Here is a 16,450-nt window from a genome sequence, read left to right as displayed (position 1 = left end):
CTGAGCAGGGACGTGGACGGACGGCGCGTCGTCCGGTTCCCGTCTCAGTGAATTGGGAGTGTGGTTCCTCAACCAGCGAGATCTGCAGGTCGCGATTCCGCATGCGGAGTCTCTCGATGCGCTGCCCTCTAGGACGAGGCCATGGCGCTTCGCGTAGTCGATCACGCGCCGTCACGTCGGGCTCGTCGATGCTGACATGACTCTCGGCGACGAGCCACTCGACGAGCTTGGTCGCCTTCGCCGGACAAACACGGGCGGTTGACCCGCCGTCGTGGGAGACGGATCGACCGCTGCTCACTGCCCCTCTCTTGGACCTTCTAGCCGCTGGAGTGCGCGGGGTGTGCCGGGTGGTGGCCGTTTTGATGTAGAAGGTGCCCGCCCCAGTGGCCTGCGCATGCGCGTCGCCACCGATTCGTTTTGATCGTCACCAGCCCGCGGTCGCGCAGCGCGCAGTAGGAGGCGCACCACAAGTTCAGTTGCCAGGAGATTTTGGAGTCCTCAATGCTTGCAAGTTGGACGGGCAGGGCAAGCTGTCGTTCGTTTAACAGAGGTCAGCGATGCACGGCAACAGCTCACCCTGGCCTCGGGCCGGTGCAATGAATCGTACGAGTGCTCGCTGACTTGGAGGACCGTTAAGGGCCGCGGCCTACGGCCGCATTGCGTGAGCGGACGGGGCGGCATGCGATGGACGGGGCATCACTCCAATCAAAGTCGCACGTCTCTGGTCAGAGGAAACGGGATGCTGTGGCACCTCCCAGCACTACCCGTCGTGATCTTTCCAGTCCTCGTAATGCGTAGGTCTCATCTCTGTCGACCGCCCATTCCACGCACGCCAGAAGGCGGATTGCCGGTCCGCCGGCGCCAACAAGCCTGAGGTGGCGGATGGGCGTACTTCCGGGAGCCATTTGGGAGCCAACCCGCTCCCCAAGCCCTTTCGAGACCACCCAAGACCACGGCAGCCCGATGCTCTGACCAGGGCAAACGCCATCCGTACTGGTTAGATCAGTAACCGGCCCTCATTCGGGACGAAGAGGTCGTGGGTTCAAATCCCGCCACCCCGACAGCTGAAATACCAGGTCAGGGGCTTGATCCACTTAGTGGGTCAGGCCCCTGAGTGGTTTCTGGGGTCATCTTGCCGACGCTCGACTGAGCCATCAACGGCGACTCGAGGGGCCTTCTCGTTTCACAGAGGCGATCACGACGGATACGACGGCGGTCACGACGAGGCTCCCCACCATGACCATCCCCACGCCGACCATGAAGAGGCCGCTGGAGTCGTCCGACCAGTCGTAATAGGCGGCAATGGTCAGGCCGACCGTGATGCCGAGCACCGCACCTGCGATGTAGCGCCGGGATGCCGCCCAGTACACCAGCGCCAGCAGAGTCGACACCAGCCCGATCACCTGCCACGCCTCGTACGGGCCGGTCGTCGAACCATCAGGTTGCACGTCACGATGCTGGTCCCAGCCCAGCCAGGCAGCCCACGCCCCTAGCGTCACCACAGCGAGCACGAGGACCGCCAACAGCTGGGGAACGAGTTTCAGTAGTCGTTGTCGCATGGCCCAAGCGTTCCGGCTCACCCCATAACCGACCAGAGCGCAAGTACTCAACTCGCCCGAGCACTTTGGCCAGCATCTGATGTTGGTCGGACTTCGGAAGCTGCCGTCCGACGCTCATCGGAGCCCACCCCTGTTCCGTAGCCGCAGTACAGCAGTGAAGTACAGAAACCGCGCCGACCGTCAGCGCCCACTCCTGATCCTCAGAGCCCGTCTGGCCCTCAGTGCGAACAGTGCGAACAGCCGATGCCGTTCGGTGGGTTGGCACTCTGCCAGCGGGAGGATGACGGCAAGAGGATCTGCCGAGGCATATGGGGCTGCCCACGGCGGCACGTCTGGTGGCAGTGGGCCGACCGGCCGGACGGCTCTCTGGAGCCCTGCCCGTATCCGGAGCTGTTCAGCGACTGACATCAGTAGCTGACATCAACGACGGTGAACAGCAGCACCGTTTAACAACCAGGTGTGGCCGTGGCGTGTGGGTCAGCACCAGCCGTGGCGGCGGCCCGATCGAACTCCTAGAGCGGATGTCGCAGGTTCGAATCCTGCCGGGGGCACAGGATGAAGAGCCGGCTCAGGAGGGGTTTCCTCCGAGGCTGCCCCTTTGTCGTAGGTCACGTCCGCAGTCCGGTGCACGAGTGTGTACGAGCTACTCGGCGCAGCCTCAGTATGTTCTGCTGCGCAGGCTCCGCACGAAGAGCAGCACCGACAACAGGAGCAGGGCTCCTTCGACAGCCAGGCTGACCAGCCCGAGTGGCTCCGTCCAATTGCCGATGTCGTCGCTGTAGTCGGGCAGTCCCGGACCCCTGGAGAGGATGTAGCCCAGCAGAGGACCGACGGCGACCACGGCTGCCAGCAGCCATCCCAGTCGGACGAGGCCGATGAGGAGCAGCACGGCGGCGACCACGGCCGCGATCTCCAGGACGTGGTAGGCGACGCCGATGTAGTAGGGGTCCCTCGTTGCACTGATGCCGCCTTGGTCCACGACATGGATGGCGGCCACCGCGAGGCAGAGCAGGGCTCCCGCCCACCTGGCCACCCAGGTAGCCTCCGGCGCCCTCGCGGTGTGGTGTGACATGCGGAGGTACCTTCTCCTTCCTTCAGCGCGCGTGCCTGCCGCTCCGCGATCCCATCTGCCCGGTCGACTCCTGAACAGGCAGCGCGTCGCACTTGTGTCAGATCCCAGCCTCAGCGGGCGGCTGCCCGCCGTCGCCCCCGACAGTGCAGACGGGTGAAACAGAAGAGGTACCGTCGGGACGGCGCTCCTCCACCAGCAGCCCGGGCGTCCACGGCGTTGGAACTCCGCAGGCCTGGCGGGCAAAGCGCCGTTGCCGCGCAAGGGCACCGACCCCAACGCCACCGGTGACGGATGCTGCACCAGCCAGGCCACCGAAACCGCCTCGGCGTCAGCCGGTTGCAGCTGCGGCTGACCGCCAGTTTGCGGGCGCGCGGCAGTGGTTGCTGTACAGCAGCGGAGTACAGCAACCACGGCGACCGCAGCCGACCTCCAGTGGCCTTTGACAACCCCATGACCAGCATCCTGGACCGCAATGACCTTGCAGCCGAGAGTTCGGGACGCAGAGGTCGTGGGTTCAAATCCCGCCACCCCGACAGCTGAAATACCAGGTCAGGGGCCTGATCCACTTAGTGGGCCAGGCCCCTGAGTGGTTTCTGAGAAGGTTGTCGTGGACGACATATCGTTCGAGGTCGAGAAGGGCGAGATCTTCGGGATCCTCGGCCCCAACGGGGCAGGGAAGACCACGACGGTCGAGTGCATCGCCGGTCTGCGCAAGCCGGACGGGGCAGCATCTCGGTGCTCGGTCTCGACCCGCAGCGCGACGCGACCAAGCTGCGTCACATCCTGGGCATGCAGTTGCAGAAGAGCTAGATGCCGGACAATCTGCGGGTCGCCGAGGCGATGGAGCTGTACGCCTCCTTCTACGACAACCACGCCGACTGGCGCGAGCTGCTCGCGGAACTGGATCTGGAGGACAAGGCCGACAGTTCGTTCAGCAGCCTCTCCGGCGGTCGGAAGCAGCGTCTGTCGATCGCGCTGGGCGCTGGTCGGCAACCCGAAGGCCGCCGTGCTGGACGAGCTGCTCTATGTGCCCCGCGAGCAGATGCCCGCCGCGGTCAACCAGATCGGGGACTTCACGCCGCTGGGCGCGTCCGTCCTGGCGTTCGGCGACGCGGCCAAGGGCGACTGGCCCGGCATGACCGCGCTCCTGGTTCTGGCTGCCTACGCGGTGGTCTTCGGTGTCGCGGCCGCCCGTCTCTTCCGCTGGGATCAGGCCGGGACTCACGGCCACGTACGGTCTTGAGCTGACTTCCTGGACCACAAGGGCGCTGAGGATCAATATGAAGAGCGACGAACCGATCGACCTCCGCCGTTTCCGGTGCCGGTGGCAACCGCAGGCCGGTGGCGGTGTTCAGCCGGTTGCGCGGTTCGACGGAGGTCAGTGAATCGAACCCCAGGTCCTTGAACGGCCTGTCGGCCGCGATCGCGTCCGCCGAGCCATGCCCGAGGAGCCAGATCCTGGGCCTCGTACCAGCGGGTCCGCATGGGCCGACGCCTCCTCGATCCCTTGACGGTCGCGGTCGCAGGCGACCACCAGCTGCGCCGGCCGTTGCGGCCGGCTACGGGGCTCGCCCATCACGCTGTGGCTCGTTCCGGTCGGGAGGATCGGTTGATCCTGATCGGTTCCTGATCGGTGGAGAGGGGCGGCAGCCCCTTGCCCTCATCGTAAAGACACGGCAAAATGCGCTCGTCAAGCGCGTATCGCGGCCGGTTGAGCAACGCATTTCGGCCGTTCCACCCGCCGGGCCCCAGATGCACTGGACGGTGCCACAACGCCCCCTATGCTTCTACACACCTGTAGAACGCGGGGTGCTCACGGCCGACGTTTCCGGCCCGCACCCGCGGCCTTACCCCGCCCCAACGCACGTACATAAGGGAGTGGACGCCACGATGGTGTTCAAACGGCTGCTCGGCTCGCTCGGTGTGGGCGGCCCCATGGTGGACACGGTCCTCGTGCCGGGCGCGGTGCTGCCCGGCGGCGGCCTCTCGGGCGAGGTCCGACTGGCGGGCGGCGGCGCGGACTTCGACATTGAGCACATCACCCTGGAGCTGGTCGCCCGGGTGGAGGCCGAGCACGAGGACGGCGAGAGCCACGGCACCGTCACCTTCGACCGGTACGTCGTCGGCGGCGGCTTCCGCCTCGCCCAGGGCGAACACCGCAGCATCCCCTTCACGGTGAACCTGCCGTGGGAGACGCCGATCACCGAACTGTACGGACAGCAGCTGGGCATCGTCCTGGGCGTGCACACCGAGCTGTCGGTGGCCGGCGCCAAGGACAAGGGCGACCTGGACACGCTCACCGTCGGCCCGCTGCCCGCGCAGGAAGCGATCCTCGAAGCGTTCGGACAGCTCGGCTTCGGCTTCAAGTCCGCCGACCTCGAATACGGCCGCATCGGTGGCACCGGCCAGCGACTCCCCTTCTACCAGGAGATCGAGCTGACTCCGGCGCCTCAGTACGCCCACGCGGTCAACGAGACCGAGGTGACCTTCCTCGCCACGCCCGGCGGCATGGAGGTGATCCTGGAAGCCGACAAGCGCGGCGGCCTCCTCTCCTCCGGCCATGACGCACTCACCCGCTTCACCGTCTCCCACGACGGCGTCCCTCACCACAACTGGAACGACCTGGTCGACGGCTGGGTCCGCGAACTGATCGAGCACCGCTCGTCGTACGGCTCCAACTCCTCGTACGGACATGTTGGTTACAGCCACCACGGCGACGTTCACCACGGCGGCCACGGCCATCACCAGGAGCACCACCACGACGGTCACCGGTCCGGCCCCGGCCTGGGAACCGCCGTCGCGGTGGGCGCGGCCGGACTCGCCGTCGGCGTCGTCGGCGGCATGGTCGCCGCTGAAGTCGTGGACGAGGTGGGGGACTTCTTCGAAGGGGACGACGAGGACGAGAGCGGCGAGGACTGACCATGTTCGGCATCAGCGAGATCGCGATCATCCTCATCGTCGTCATACTCGTCGTCGGCGCGAAGAAGCTGCCCGAACTCGCCCGCAGCGCAGGCAAGTCGGCCCGCATCCTCAAAGCCGAAGCGCGGGCCATGAAGAACAAGGACGCGGACAACACCACGGCCCCGGCGCCCCGTGTCATTCCCGGCGAGACGCTCCCCCCGCGGGGCCCGGAGCAGGACCCGCGCCCTCAGTGACGCGGGCCCTACGGGCGGGGTGTGCGGCTGCGCCCCCAGCCGCAGGTCCCGCCCCTCGCGCTCGCGAAGAAACCGGTGCGCCGGTGCGCGGGTCGGCCTCCCCACGGAAATACAGGGTGTGCCCGTCGGGGCTCACGCCACGGTGACCTTGGCCACGAAGGCATCCAGGTTGTCCGACATGCGCGCAAGGCGTTCGTCCAAGGACAGGGACTCCTCGTACCGCCCGGAAGGCAGCTTCGGCTGCCGCTTGCCGCGCAGATACAGGGGGCAGGCGAGGTCCCCGCAGATGTAGATACCGACCGTGTTGCCCTCGCGGCCCCGCGCGCCCGCCAAAGGGGCGGCGAGCAGGGAGACCCCGGAGGATGCGTGGCCCGTCAGACAGATCTGGCACATGCTGGACTTCATGGCGCTGGTGCGCCTCACGGAGGGTATCCGCAGAGAGATCCCCAGCGGGCCCTGCGCCCGGGGCAGCACGAGATGCGCCCTCAGCGGCGCTCCCGGATCCACCCACCCCAGGAAGTCCAGGTCCTCCCAGGGCAGTTCTGCGAAGTCGAGCGGCAGCCGAAGCCGCGCCGCGTCGCCCTTGGTGCAGTTCACGAAGGATGAGCGGATCTGTTTCTCACTGAGCGGGTCCACGGGCGTCGACCCTACGTCCGCCCCGACCTGCACGCATCTCAATATCCGCCCCGGCCTGCACGCATCTCCATGGCCGCGTGATCCACCAGGCAGCGCCTGCCCCGCCTGGAACGCCACCACGCTCGGTACGAACCTCATGACAGCCGAGAGCGACCATGACCACCTCGTGGACCACACGGGAGCGGGGCACGGCTTCTTCAACGCCGGTACGGAACACCTACCCGAAATGCACCCTTCGTACTCACATGCGAATCTGGAACTGCCCGTCGTCCGAGAACCGCTACGAGAACCGCTACAGGAGGCACGATCGTGGGCAAGAAGCAGAGTCGGCAGAACCGCGGTGCCCGCACCGGCGGCCATGAACGCAGCGCTGCTCCGGAGACGAAGGAACAGACGCAGCGACCGGCCGGCCAGGACACGGTGCACGCGATCTCGGAACAGGTCTCCCACCGGAAGCAGCGGAGGTTCGGCCACAACTGATCCTGGGAGATCTACGACATCCGCCCTCTGTGGTGGCGCCCACGCCGGGCGCCACCACAGAGGGCGGATTCGTCGGTCCGGCGGTTTGTCGCCGTCTGCCGCCGGTGCGGTCCCGGAAGGGTTCTTGGTGGCTTCTTCATAAGTCCTTCATGGGTGCGGTCCTACATTCGCCGTCGTCCGGCCGGAGCGGGAGCCGGACGACAGCCAATGTGCGAGGAGCCCATGAGCATGAGTGCGCGTCGGTGGTACGGGAGATGGCTGCTGATCGGGGCGGCATCGGTGGTGGCGCTGACCGTGACCGGCTGCGGTGGCGGCGGGAACAGCGGGGACGACGTCGCTTCCGCGTCGAACGGCAAGAGCGACGCCACCACCTCCAAGGGGAGTTCGAGCGAGCTCGCCGACTACGTCGAGGGGCAGCGGAAGTGGGTCAAGTGCCTGCGCGACGAGGGGATCGACACCCCCGATCCCGACTCCAAGGGCCGGGTCGACCTCGGCGACAAGTCCGCCTGGAAACGCGATCCGAAGGCTCTCAAGGCTCAGGAGAAGTGCGCGAGCCTCAGCCTGCCCATCCCCGAGAGCCTCCTGAAGGAGCAGCGGCCCGAGCTCTCCAAGGACGAGATCGGGAAGAACCGGCGGTACGCGAAGTGCATGCAGGAGCACGGGGCGCCCGACTTCCCCGACACCGGTGCCGACGGCCACTTCCAGGAATCCGCGTGGGACGCGACATCCGCGGGTGCCAAGCGGGCCGCGCGTGTGTGCGCCCCGATCATCGGCATCCCGAACGACGCGCCCGCGCCCAAGGGCTGAGGAACCGGGAGCCGTGGACGTCGTGGAGAGCGCGGGAAAACAGCCGGCGGCGAGAACGGGCGTGGCGGCGGGCGGTGCGGACCGTCCGGGGGTCGGACGGCGCAGGCGTGGGCCCCTCATAGTGGGGGCCGGGATTCTGCTGGTTGCCGCGATCGGCGTGGTCGGAACCCTGGGGCTGGGCGGCGGCGCGGGGGCCGGCCAGGCGGGTGACCGGGGGACCGGTGGCCAGGCGGTAAAGGTCACTCGGGACACGCTGACCGACCAGACCGAGATCGACGGCCGACTCGGGCACGGGCCCGATGTTCCGTTCCAGATCAAGGCGAGCGGAACGGTGACCTGGCTGCCCGAATCGGGCAGGATCGTGCGGCGCGGTGAGACGGTACTGCGGGTCGACGACCGCCCGGTGGTGCTGCTCTACGGCAGTCTGCCCATGTATCGCGGTCTGGGTATGACGGAATCCGGAGGCGCTGCCACCGGGGGTGGCGACCGTGGTGACAGCGACGCGGACGGCGGGACCGGTAAGAGCGGTGGCGCAGGCGGCAGCGGGGGCTCCGCCATCGGCACCAGCACCAGCACCGGGGAGAGTTCCCAGGGTGCCGATGGTGCCGGTGGTGCCGGAGCCGGGCGGGCAGCCGGTACTCAGCAGCCGCCCGAACCCCTGCACGGCATGGACGTCAAACAGTTCGAGACCAACCTCAGCGCCCTCGGCTACTCGGGCTTCACCGTGGACGAGTCGTACTCCTCGCTGACCGCCGCAGCGGTCAAGCGCTGGCAGAAGGACCTCGGCCTGTCGCAGACCGGCAGAGTCGGCGCCGGGGACGTCGTCTACGCCCCCGGGCCGGTCCGTATCGCGAGCACCGGCGTGCAGGTGGGGGCCGACGCCGTGGGCAATCCGCTGAGTTACACCAGCACCTCGCGCATGGTCGACGTGGACGCACCCGCCTCCGACACGGCCTGGGCACGACGGGGCAGCGAGGTCACGGTGGAGCTCCCGGACGGGCGATCGGTCAAGGGCCAGGTCGCCCGCGTGGGCAAGGACGCGTCCGGGTCCGGCGGCTCGGGCACGGACGGTACGGACGGGGGCGGTGGCGGTGGCGGCGGGAGCGGTGCCGGTGGCGGCGAATCCGGAACCAGGACGGCCACCGTGTCCGTGGTGATCACCTTCGACGACCAGAGCTCTCTGGGCAGGCTGGAGAGCGGCCCGGTCACCGTCCGCCATGTGGTCACCCAGCGCAAGGGCGTACTCACCGTCCCGGTCGCCGCCCTGGTGGCGCTGGCCGAGGGCGGCCACGGACTGGAACTCGCCGAAAACAACGGAGGCGGCGGCACCGGCCGCTTCGTACAGGTCAGCACCGGCCTGTTCGCCAACGGCCGGGTCGAGGTGAGCGGTCCCCGGGTCCACGAGGGCATGAAGGTGAGGATCCCCAAGTGACCTCGACGAGAATGACCTCGCCGAGCCCGGCCGACCCGTCGGCCCCGCTGTCCGGCACACCGGTGGTCGAGTTCGCGGCCGTGTCGAAGACCTACCCCGGCCGCGTCACCGCGGTCGACGAGGCCGACCTCGTCATTCAGTACGGAGAACTCGTCGCCGTCGTCGGCCACTCCGGTTCGGGGAAGTCGACCGTGCTCCATCTGATGGGCACGCTCGACCGGCCGTCGCGCGGCCGGGTGGCCGTGGACGGTTACGACATCGCCGACCTGTCCGACGGTGAGGTCTCCGCACTCCGGGCGCAGCGGATCGGCTTCGTGTTCCAGCAGTTCCACCTGGCCGTGGGGGTGCCCGTGCTGGACACCGTCGCCGACGGTCTGCTGTACGCGGGTGTGCCCTTGCGGGAGCGTCGATGCCGGGCGGCCGACGCGCTCGCCCGCGTGGGGCTCGACCACCGGATCGGTCACCTCCCCCACCAGCTCTCCGGTGGCGAACGGCAGCGGGCCGCGGTCGCCCGGGCCGTGATCGGCGAGCCGGCCCTGCTGCTCGCCGACGAACCGACCGGCAACCTCGACTCGGCCTCCGGCGCGGCGGTGCTGGAGCTGCTGCGCGAACTGCACGCGGCCGGCACCACGGTGGTGGTCATCACGCACGACCGGGAGATGGCCGCGGTGTTCGACCGGCGGGTAGAGATGCGCGACGGTCGGATCGTCGCCGACAACGGTCGCGTCCTGCCCCGTACGGGGGCCGAGCGATGAGCCGCCCGAGGCGCGTCACCTCGCTGCGCCCGGCCCGGCTCCGCCCCGCCGACATCGTCCGGCTCGGCGGCACCGGTCTGCGTACCCGCCCCCTGCGGGTGGTCCTGTCGGCGCTGGGCATCGCGATCGGAGTCGCCGCGATGGTCGCCGTCGTCGGTATCTCCAGCTCCAGTCGGGCCGAGGTCGACCGCAGACTCGACAGTCTGGGCACCAACCTGTTGCGGGTCGCCCCCGGGCAGACTGCCGACGGCAAGAAGAGCAGCCTCCCCAAGGAGGCGGTACCCATGATCGGGCGTATCGGCCCGGTGCAGCAGGTGGCGGCCGTCGGCGCGGTCGAGGGCGCCGCGGTGTACCGCAATGAGCATGTGCCGGTCGGACGTACGAGCAGTGTCCAAGTGGCCGCGGCCGGGCCGCAGCTCCTGCCCGCGATCGGCGGACGCGTCGTCACGGGCCGGTGGCTGGACTCGGCGACCCAGGACTACCCGGCCGTGGTCCTCGGTTCCCAGGCGGCCCGGCGGCTGGACGCGTACACGCCCGGGACGCGCCTGTGGCTCGGCGGGAAGTGGTTCTCCCTGGTCGGTGTGCTCGACCCGGTGCCGCTGGCGCCGGAGATCGACAGCTCGGCGCTGGTCGGCTGGCGAGCCGCGCAGACCTACCTGCACTTCGACGGCCACCCGTCGAACGTCTACATACGCACCGAGAACAGCCGGGTGACGGCCGTACGCGATGTGCTCGCGGCGACGGCGAATCCGGCCGGGCCGAACGAGGTGCTGGTCTCCCGGCCCTCCGATGCGCTGGCCGCACGGGAGGCCACCGAGTCCGCGCTGACCGGACTGCTTCTGGGCCTCGGCGGGGTCGCGCTGCTGGTGGGCGGGGTCGGCGTGGGCAACACCATGATCATTTCGGTGTTGGAGCGGCGGCCGGAGATCGGCCTGCGCAGGTCGCTGGGCGCCACCAGCGGCCAGATCCGGGGGCAGTTCGTCACCGAGTCGCTGCTGCTGTCCGCGCTGGGCGGGTTCGGCGGCCTGGTGCTGGGTACCTCGATCACCGCCGGGTACGCGTATGCGCGGGTCTGGCCGACCGAGGTACCGGTGTGGTCCACGGCGGCGGGCATCGCCGTCACGCTGGTGATCGGCGGTCTCGCGGGCCTCTACCCGGCGGTCCGGGCCGGACGGCTCGCCCCCACCGAAGCACTCACGGGCGGGTGACGGGCGCCCCGCCCAGACGCTCCAAGACGCTCATAGGGCACGGGCGGGCGACGGGCCTCGGCCGGTCACCCGCCCCGCGGCCGGTGCCGTCGCCCGGCCCCCTCCGCGCCCCCTCCGCCTTCACCCGGCACCGCCAGGGCCCGAGCGGAGCACGACGCCGAACGTCGTACCGACACGGCTTCACCCAGCACCGCCAGGGCCCGTGCGGAGCACGACGCTGAACGTCGTACCGACACCCACCGTGCTCTCCACTTCGATCGTCCCCCGGTGATCGGTCACGATCTGGCGGGCGATGGAAAGCCCCAGGCCACTACCGCCGGTGGCTCGGCCCCGCGCCACGTCCGCGCGCCAGAATCGGTCGAAGAGATGCGGCAGTTCCTCGGGAGGTATCCCCTTCCCTGTGTCCCGCACCTGAATGATCGCCAGATCGCCGCGCCGGACCAGCGCCAGGGTCACGGTGCCGCCCGGAGCCGTGACCCGTACCGCGTTCACGACCAGGTTGCCGACGACCTGGCGCAGCCGCTCGGCGTCGGCGAACACACGCGCCGGCCGCGCCGCGTCGAGCTCCAGTACGACGCCGACGGTCTCGGCCCGGGCGCGGTGGGCGGTCCGGCAGGTCTCCAGCATGTCGGCCAGATCGACATCGCCGCGGTGGTAGGTGAGCGCACCGGCCTCGGCCAGGGCCAGATCCTGCAGGTCGTCCACGATCCGCTGCTGGAGCATCGCTTCCTCGTGGAGGGACTCCAGCAGCTCGGGGGTCGGCTCGACATAGCCGTCCTGCAACGCCTCCAGATAGCCGCGCAGATTGGCCAGCGGAGTGCGCAGCTCATGCGCGATGTCGCCGGTGAGGCGGCGCTGGCGGTCCTCGCCCGCCTGGATGGAGTCGGCCATCCGGTTGAAGGCGCCTCCGAGTTCGGCGATCTCGTCCCGGCCGGAGACGACGACCCGCCGCCCCAGGTCTCCCTCTCCCAGACCTCGCGCCGCGAGGGTCAGGGCACGGATCGGGCCCAGTACGGCCCTGGTCAGGAGCAGGGCACCGAGGACGGCCGCGAGAAACACGCCCGCCGCGACGGCGATCGTGGGCGCGGCGGCCAGGGCGGGCGGTGACTCGTCCTTGGCCCCGAGGCGGACCTGGAGCCGCGGTGGCGCCACGGAGCCGATCCGTTCGTTGAAGGCTCGCTGAAGGCAGGCGGTGAGACGCGGATCGGACTCGCAAGGCTGCACCGCTTCGTAGTCCTGGGTGATCCGCGGATCCGTGTCGGATGACGGCTCCTTGCACTGCGAAGGCCGGTGCGCCGTACTGATCCGGGGAATGCCGATCCTGTTGGGACGGGCCGTCACCGCAGCTCCCGCTCGTGTCAGGCATGCGGCGTACGTCGCGGCAGCCCGGTACTCGCCGATCGCCGTCACGGTGAGCTTGACCGAGGCCCGCGGTACTTTCTCCGCGGGCAGCCGCAGGGTGGGGCGCGGATCGACCAGGACCGGGGGCCGGCTGCTCACCGTGCGGGGCTCGTGCCCCGCCAGGGCGTCCGAGTCGACGAGCAGCACATCTTCCTCCGTCGCTACGCGGATACGCTGGCCGGTGTCCTTCGCGAGCTCGCCCACCGTCGGTGAGACCCCGTCCCACGTACCGTGTCCGAAGCCGTACGCGTAGAGCTCGCCGGTGATCCGGGAGAGCTCCTGCTGTCCGGTGACGACGGAATCCCGGACCTGGCGATTGGCCTGCCGCAGAGTCAGCCAGGCGGTTGCCGCCGTGGCGGTCATGGCGACAAGCATCAGCAGGCCGAGCGCCCGCAGCTTGAAGCTCACTGCTCCGCACCGGGCCCGTTCGCCAGCCGGTATCCGCGGCCGTAGACGGTCTCCACATACCGCCGGTCCGGTCGCCCACGCTCCAGCTTTCGCCGCAGGTTCATCACATGGGCGTCAACGGTGCGTTCCAGGACGTTCTGGTCGAACCCGAAGACCTGGTCGATGATCCGAGCCCGGGTGAAGACGCGTCCGGGCTCCCCCGCCAGCACGGTCAGGATGGCGAACTCCTTGCCGGTCAACACCACCGGCTCCCCGGCCACCCGCACCTCGTATCGGGCGACGTCGATCTCCAGGTCGTCGACGGTGAGCAACTCGGGATCGCTGCGCCCGGCGGCCTTCGCCCGGCGCAGCAGCGCCCTGACCCGAGCGGTCAGCTCCCTGGGGCTGTACGGCTTGGCCACGTAGTCGTCGGCCCCCAGGTCCAGCCCGAGGAGCATGTCCTCCTCCGTGGTGCGTGCGGTGAGCAGCAGGATGGGGACCTGGGATTCGGCGCGCAGGATCCGGCATACGTCGAGACCGTCGACGTTCGGCATCATCACGTCGAGCACGATGAGGTCGGGCCGGGAGGACCTGGCCCGGTCGATGGCCGAGCGCCCGTCGGCGACGATCTGGACCTCGTTGCCCTCGCGCTCCAGATAGATGCGTATCAGCCGCGCCTGCTTCACGTCGTCCTCGGCAACCAGTATGCGTGCGCTCAACGAGACTCCTCGGCCGGGCTCTGTCGTAACCGGGTACCAGTATCCGTACGAGCCGCCGACGCGGAACCGGACACCGGAGCGGGCACGAGATCGCATACGTCAACTGATGGTCCGCGCGTCCATGCGTATGACAGAGACGGCGGCTCGGCCCTCCGCGCGGCCGCAGCCCTCCCGGCCCGACGCCCCGATCCCGTCGGCGACCAAGAAGACGCGCAAGTGACCGATGGTGGCTCACCTCGCCACCGACGACCACCGGGTCTTGCCCGCGTGGCGAAATTCAGCCACGTCGGTTCTGACCGCCATCGCCGGGCATCGGCGCGTGACACCCCTGGCACTCGATCTTCCGTTCACGGAAACGGAATTCGCCCTGGAAACAAGGCCCATGTAAATACCAGCGAACACGTGCGCAGGAAGCGGCGCACGTCCGGAAGGGGAGCCATCGCGATGCGCCGATGACCCGTCCGTAGTCGCTCGGGATTCAGCTCGGTTCGAGCTCGGATCCCCTCCTCATGACTGACCGGGTGCCACTCGGAATACTTCCGGTCAGGGAGGCGTAAGAAATGGCCACATGGCAGCGGAATGCTTTCTTCGATTCGCCCGAATCGGAATCTTACTGCCATCACCGAACGTCCGGGCGAGGCGACGCTCACCGCCTTTTGACATTCCGCCCGGGGCAGGGGGTCAACGCAAACCGAATCGACAACGACGGGGGATTCGATGAAGCGTCGAACAGCGGCAGTTCTGCCCGTGATCGCGACCGTGGCCGCGTGCATCCCGATGACCCTCGCCACCCGGGCCACGGCGTCCGCCGCCTGCGGCAAGGGTGTCTCCGACAAGGACGGGAGCCCCTGGAACGCCACCGCGGACGGCGCCGACGAGCGCAGCGGCTCCAGCACCGATTGTGCGATCAACGGCATCGCCTGCTCCCCCCACAAGCTCGACCACCACTGCTGCACCGTGGCCGGCAACTGCGCCTGGACGCAACTCCGGAACAACAGCACGGGTGTCTACGGATGGGTTCGCGATGACCTGCTGAGCGACTACGGAAACGGCGTTCCCTGCGACTTCTGGCACCGGAAGTGATTCAGGGGCGGTCTCGACGAGGCCACCCCCGAATCCGCACGGAGAGGAGCCGAATGCACGGGGTGACGCCTACAACGACTTGGGCATGCAACGCCGTTCATCGCGTAACGGAACTACGCGTTCGCCCGGATGCGATCATTCCTGACGGCCTCGGAACGCCCACGGGAGCCCGCCCACCGTTCACGACCCTGCGCACCAAGGCCCTTGCACATCAAAGGAATTGGGTGCGCAGAGCCGACATCTCTCGCATCGCTACGGAATTCCCTCGCCGACGCCTAGGAGCCCCCAGTACGGACCCCCGCCCCAGCCGTCCGAGGCGCGACGACAACCAGTCCCGGACCGGCGCGCGACAGCAGCGCAGGCGGGCCGCACTCCCCGGGCCCCGGACACGCCGCACTCCCGGACACACCGCACTCCCCGGACACACCGCACTCCCCGGACACACCACACCCCGGGCACGCCGGGCGGCCCTTCACGGATGGCGCGACGGCCACGAGAACACGAGTCTCCGGCAAGGCCGCACGAGCCGCCACTCGCACCATTCCAGGTGCGTCCGGAGGTTTATCTACGCGCGGAGCTTCGCCGCCTAAACGATCATTCGGGCATATCAGACCAGTTCTTCTCCAGCTATTACCGGCGGGTACCAAGAACTGCTAGAAACATGGCGCTCCACCAACCCCCCACCCACCCCCCACATTTCGGAGGGCTGACAGCCATGTCAGTACGGAGATTCTGGGCGTCCGCATCCACTCTGCTCCTCGCCGCCGTGGCCGCTCTGGGCGTCGCCCAGCCGGCCTCGGCAACCTCCTCGGCCGCCGCCGGCGGGTACGTCGCTCTCGGCGACTCGTACTCGTCCGGCGTCGGCGCGGGGAGCTATCTGTCCGACAGCGGCGACTGCCGCCGCAGCACCAACGCCTACCCGTACCTCTGGGCAGCGGCGAACTCACCTTCGTCTTTCGCCTTCGTCGCCTGTTCGGGCGCCACGACGAGTTCGGTGGCCGGCAGCCAGCTGGGCGCGCTGAACTCGTCCACCGGCCTGGTCAGCGTCACCGCCGGCGGCAACGACGTCGGCTTCGCCAACGTCATGCAGGACTGTGTGCTGTACAGCGAGGCCACCTGCCTGAGCAGTGTCCGCTCAGCCGTCTCGCAGATGCAGAACTCGCTGCCGTCCGGCCTGGGTTCGCTCTACGGCGCCATCCGCTCGCGGGCTCCGCAGGCGCATGTCGTGGTGCTGGGCTACCCGCGCTTCTACCAGTTGAGCGGCACCTGCATCGCCGGGCTCTCGGAGAACGAGCGGGCGGCCATAAACAATGCGTCCGATGTCCTGAACGGTGTCATCGCCAAGCAGGCGGCCAACGCCGGGTTCACGTTCTCCAGCGTGGTGGACAAGTTCACCGGGCACGAGCTGTGCTCCGGTGACGCATGGCTCCACAGTGTGTCGATCCCGGTCTACAACTCGTACCACCCGAAGGCCGCCGGACAGTCGGGCGGCTACCTTCCGGCCTTCCGCTCGGCCGCGTAGGACGCGGACGAGGGAGGTACAACCGGCGGTACGGACATACAGAAGTACAGCCGGCAGTACAGAGGTGCGGCGGGCTGCCGGGAGCGGGTGCTTCCGGCAGCCCGCCGCAGGTCTGCTGCGGATCAGGTGCAGGCGCGGGCGATTCGCTTCCCGCGCGGACGGGTCGCTTCAGGCGCGGGCGGTGGTGCCCGGCCGGTACTGAGCAGGGCCGCGAGGGTGGCGGTCGCGAAGACC

The 16,450-nt window shown here is 68.8% G+C and carries 15 protein-coding genes and 2 pseudogenes; 11 read left to right on the top strand and 6 right to left on the bottom strand.

What is annotated here, in order from left to right:
* Window positions 1–1,154: 1,154 nt before the first annotated feature.
* Together ACFVV1_RS32695 and ACFVV1_RS32690 are read right to left on the bottom strand one after the other, a co-directional pair.
* Window positions 1,155–1,559: a hypothetical protein gene (locus ACFVV1_RS32695; RefSeq protein ID WP_389996803.1), complete on the bottom strand. Its 405-nt coding sequence runs from the start codon at window positions 1,557–1,559 to the stop codon at window positions 1,155–1,157.
* 658 nt (window positions 1,560–2,217) lie between these two features.
* Entirely contained in the window at window positions 2,218–2,631 is a 414-nt protein-coding gene (locus ACFVV1_RS32690; RefSeq protein ID WP_389996800.1) for a hypothetical protein, read from the bottom strand.
* Window positions 2,632–3,217: 586 nt separating this feature from the next.
* Between ACFVV1_RS32690 and ACFVV1_RS32685 the strand changes: the two are divergent.
* Window positions 3,218–3,652: pseudogene (locus ACFVV1_RS32685) on the top strand (ATP-binding cassette domain-containing protein); the annotation flags it as partial.
* Window positions 3,638–3,874, top strand: coding sequence for a hypothetical protein (locus ACFVV1_RS32680; protein ID WP_389996927.1), 237 nt, complete (start codon window positions 3,638–3,640; stop codon window positions 3,872–3,874). The pseudogene ACFVV1_RS32685 and the gene ACFVV1_RS32680, both read left to right, overlap by 15 nt.
* A gap of 82 nt (window positions 3,875–3,956) precedes the next feature.
* Here the strand turns inward: ACFVV1_RS32680 and ACFVV1_RS32675 are convergent.
* Window positions 3,957–4,082, bottom strand: a pseudogene (locus ACFVV1_RS32675) (acyl carrier protein); the annotation flags it as partial.
* Window positions 4,083–4,521: 439 nt separating this feature from the next.
* Between ACFVV1_RS32675 and ACFVV1_RS32670 the strand changes: the two are divergent.
* Both ACFVV1_RS32670 and ACFVV1_RS32665 read left to right on the top strand, forming a co-directional pair.
* Window positions 4,522–5,550 carry a sporulation protein gene (locus ACFVV1_RS32670; protein WP_389996797.1) on the top strand — a complete coding sequence of 343 codons (1,029 nt, stop codon included), beginning with the start codon at window positions 4,522–4,524 and terminating at the stop codon, window positions 5,548–5,550.
* 2 nt (window positions 5,551–5,552) lie between these two features.
* Window positions 5,553–5,786, top strand: a complete 234-nt coding sequence (locus tag ACFVV1_RS32665; RefSeq protein WP_389996794.1) for a twin-arginine translocase TatA/TatE family subunit — start codon at window positions 5,553–5,555, stop codon at window positions 5,784–5,786.
* Window positions 5,787–5,918: 132 nt separating this feature from the next.
* Here ACFVV1_RS32665 and ACFVV1_RS32660 read toward each other — a convergent pair whose 3' ends face one another.
* Window positions 5,919–6,422 carry an FBP domain-containing protein gene (locus tag ACFVV1_RS32660; RefSeq protein ID WP_389996791.1) on the bottom strand — a complete coding sequence of 168 codons (504 nt, stop codon included), beginning with the start codon at window positions 6,420–6,422 and terminating at the stop codon, window positions 5,919–5,921.
* Window positions 6,423–6,731: 309 nt separating this feature from the next.
* Here ACFVV1_RS32660 and ACFVV1_RS32655 point away from each other — a divergent pair, with 309 nt between their 5' ends.
* The 5 genes from ACFVV1_RS32655 to ACFVV1_RS32635 all read left to right on the top strand — a co-directional run bounded on the left by ACFVV1_RS32655 (window position 6,732) and on the right by ACFVV1_RS32635 (window position 11,104).
* A complete protein-coding gene (locus tag ACFVV1_RS32655) occupies window positions 6,732–6,902 on the top strand; it encodes a hypothetical protein (RefSeq protein ID WP_389996788.1) in 171 nt (56 codons plus the stop codon).
* Window positions 6,903–7,130: 228 nt separating this feature from the next.
* Window positions 7,131–7,709, top strand: coding sequence for a hypothetical protein (locus ACFVV1_RS32650; RefSeq protein ID WP_389996785.1), 579 nt, complete (start codon window positions 7,131–7,133; stop codon window positions 7,707–7,709).
* 13 nt (window positions 7,710–7,722) lie between these two features.
* Complete coding sequence (locus ACFVV1_RS32645; RefSeq protein ID WP_389996783.1) at window positions 7,723–9,141, top strand: peptidoglycan-binding protein; 1,419 nt, start codon at window positions 7,723–7,725, stop codon at window positions 9,139–9,141.
* 11 nt (window positions 9,142–9,152) lie between these two features.
* The gene (locus ACFVV1_RS32640; RefSeq protein ID WP_389996917.1) at window positions 9,153–9,896 is read left to right on the top strand and encodes an ABC transporter ATP-binding protein; all 744 of its coding nucleotides are present in this window, start codon (window positions 9,153–9,155) and stop codon (window positions 9,894–9,896) included.
* Entirely contained in the window at window positions 9,893–11,104 is a 1,212-nt protein-coding gene (locus ACFVV1_RS32635) for an ABC transporter permease (RefSeq protein WP_389996780.1), read from the top strand. Before ACFVV1_RS32640 ends, ACFVV1_RS32635 begins: the two co-directional genes overlap by 4 nt.
* 180 nt (window positions 11,105–11,284) lie before the next feature.
* On the opposite strand, the gene ACFVV1_RS32630 is transcribed toward ACFVV1_RS32635, so the two are convergent.
* Both ACFVV1_RS32630 and ACFVV1_RS32625 read right to left on the bottom strand, forming a co-directional pair.
* The gene (locus ACFVV1_RS32630; RefSeq protein WP_389996777.1) at window positions 11,285–12,913 is read right to left on the bottom strand and encodes a sensor histidine kinase; all 1,629 of its coding nucleotides are present in this window, start codon (window positions 12,911–12,913) and stop codon (window positions 11,285–11,287) included.
* A complete protein-coding gene (locus ACFVV1_RS32625; RefSeq protein ID WP_389996774.1) occupies window positions 12,910–13,611 on the bottom strand; it encodes a response regulator transcription factor in 702 nt (233 codons plus the stop codon). Before ACFVV1_RS32625 ends, ACFVV1_RS32630 begins: the two co-directional genes overlap by 4 nt.
* Before the next feature lie 717 nt (window positions 13,612–14,328).
* Between ACFVV1_RS32625 and ACFVV1_RS32620 the strand changes: the two genes are divergently transcribed.
* Both ACFVV1_RS32620 and ACFVV1_RS32615 read left to right on the top strand, forming a co-directional pair.
* Window positions 14,329–14,694, top strand: a complete 366-nt coding sequence (locus ACFVV1_RS32620) for an SH3 domain-containing protein (RefSeq protein WP_389996771.1) — start codon at window positions 14,329–14,331, stop codon at window positions 14,692–14,694.
* A gap of 715 nt (window positions 14,695–15,409) precedes the next feature.
* Window positions 15,410–16,216 carry an SGNH/GDSL hydrolase family protein gene (locus tag ACFVV1_RS32615; protein ID WP_389996768.1) on the top strand — a complete coding sequence of 269 codons (807 nt, stop codon included), beginning with the start codon at window positions 15,410–15,412 and terminating at the stop codon, window positions 16,214–16,216.
* The last annotated feature ends 234 nt before the right edge of the window (window positions 16,217–16,450 follow it).

Origin of the sequence: Streptomyces sp. NPDC058092 (genome assembly GCF_042884935.1) — a bacterium.
In the GTDB taxonomy this organism is placed as follows: Bacteria; Actinomycetota; Actinomycetes; order Streptomycetales; family Streptomycetaceae; genus Streptomyces.
Note: the sequence above shows the minus strand (reverse complement) of the source record. Positions and strands in the feature narration are given on the sequence as shown.